We start from the raw sequence: 1,541 nt of genomic DNA, 5'->3' as shown, positions 1-1,541 counted from the left end.
CGGAATCTGTCAAGCGGTTTGAGACAGTCGCCCGGTTCTTCAAACTGAGCGGATCACCTCCTTCTGTGGCTCGTTGATCCAAGCGGCCGTGGGCAGCTTCGGCGCGATCGGCTCGCGACCGAAGCGTTCGGGATGAGCCGCGTAGGCGGCGTTGAGCGTGTCTTGGCGCGCCGCGCGGATCTGCGGTGCCGTGCCGAAGTGAACCGAGGCCGGCGTGTGCCAGCCGATCGCCGAGTGCCGGTGCTCGTGGTTGTAGTGGCTGAAGAACCACGCGCAGAACTCGCGAGCATGACCGATGCTGTGGAAGTGCTCGGGGAACTCCGGGCAGTGCTTGAGCGTCTTGTAGTTCGCTTCGATGTACGGGTTGTCGTTGGAGCAGCGCGGCCGACTGTGGCTGCGCTCGACGCCGAGGACGTGGAGCAGCTCGGCCACCGTCTTCGATGTCATCGGTGCGCCGCGGTCGGCATGCAGCGTCAGCGTTCCCGCCTCGATGCCCTGGCGTGCGACCGCTTCGGCGATGAGACGCTCGGCGAGCTCGCCCGACTCGACGGTCGCCACGAGATGCCCGGGCACGTAGCGGCTGAAGATGTCGATGATCGAGTACAGCGGGTAGTACAGGCCGCGGCGCGGGCCGCGCAGCATCGTGATGTCCCACGACCAGACCTCATTGGACCCATGGGCCACGAGCTCGGGCTTGGTGCGCGGCGGATGGCTGGCCTGGGCTCGCCGCTCCCTGACCTCGCCGTGGGCCCTGAGCAGGCGGTACATGGTCGACATCGAGCAGTGATAGCGGTCCTCGTCGAGCTCGCGCGCCCACACTTGCGGCACGGCGAGATCGATGTAGTCGCCCGAGTGCAGCACGTCCATCACGCCTCGTCGCTCACTGGGCGACAGCGCGTTGGCCGGTGTGCGTCGCGGTCGCGGCGGCCGTGGTGTCACCGGTCGTCGTTGCCGATACAGGGTCGCGCGCGACTTACCCATCAACGCGCAGGCGCGCGTTGTGGCCATCAGCGGCTCGAGCTCGGTCACGGCCGCATCGATCACGACTTCGACCTCGGCTCGTCGGGCGCCGCGCTCTCGGAGAGCGCTTCCAAGAGCGCGTGCGCTTTTCCCGTGATCTCCAAGGCGAGCTTGGTGCGCTCGAGATCTCGCTCGAGGCGAGCGTTCTTGCGTCGCAGCCGCTCGATCTCGACCTGCTCGGGACTGCGACGAGGCCGTCCCTTGGCAGCCAGGCCTTCCAACGCACCCGCGTCGCGGGCCTTGCGCCACTCGGCGATGTGCGAGGAGTACAACCCTTCGCGGCGCACGAGGGCCGCTCGGGCGCTCGGATCGCTCATCGAATCGAGCTGCTCGAGGATCGCCAGCTTGTACTCCGGGGTGAACGTCCGCTTCTTCGGTCGCGCCGCCGGGTCCTTCTCCGACACCTGTCCATTCTGGCCATGCGTTGCCAACGTCGTCTTCGTCATCTTCTCCCGTTCTTCCTCGCCCTACTTCAAATCTCAGACGAGGGCTCTTGTCTCACGCGATGCTGACAGAGAGGG

Annotated in this window: 1 protein-coding gene; it reads right to left on the bottom strand. The window is 66.6% G+C overall.

The features are described 5' to 3' along the window. Positions 1–39 precede the first annotated feature (39 nt). Positions 40–1,269: an IS3 family transposase gene (locus tag WEB06_03220; protein ID MEX2554623.1), complete on the bottom strand. Its 1,230-nt coding sequence runs from the start codon at positions 1,267–1,269 to the stop codon at positions 40–42. Positions 1,270–1,541 lie beyond the last annotated feature (272 nt).

This window comes from Actinomycetota bacterium, from assembly GCA_040905475.1.
In the GTDB taxonomy this organism is placed as follows: domain Bacteria; phylum Actinomycetota; class AC-67; order AC-67; family AC-67; genus DATFGK01.
This window is presented reverse-complemented; position numbering and strand designations above follow the sequence as displayed.